Annotated in this window: 1 protein-coding gene; it reads left to right on the top strand. The window is 61.4% G+C overall.

All coding sequences use genetic code 11. From position 1 onward, the window contains the following. Positions 1-280, top strand: a 280-nt coding sequence (locus E5W87_RS35800; RefSeq protein WP_292408777.1) for a fumarate hydratase C-terminal domain-containing protein, incomplete at both ends; no start/stop codon positions are given.

The raw sequence follows: 280 nt of genomic DNA, 5'->3' as shown, positions 1-280 counted from the left end.
GCTCGGGACCGGTACAGCTTCAACCGCCCGATCTTTCCGAATGGCCCCAGATAGATAGTGAGGACTTGCACACGACCAACGTTCGGCGCGTGGACCTCGATGCGCTTACAAAGGAAGAGACATCCTCGTGGCGATGCGGCGAAACCCCTCTTCTATCCGGAAAGATGCTGACCGGGCGCGACGCCGCTCACAAGCGAATGGTTGACCTGATCGATTCCGGCGAGCCCCTTCCCGTCGATTTGCGGGGGCGCGTGATCTACTACGTCGGACCGGTCCGCGC

This window comes from Mesorhizobium sp. (assembly GCF_004962925.1).
Taxonomy (GTDB): Bacteria; Pseudomonadota; Alphaproteobacteria; order Rhizobiales; family Rhizobiaceae; genus Mesorhizobium.
Note: the sequence above shows the minus strand (reverse complement) of the source record. Positions and strands in the feature narration are given on the sequence as shown.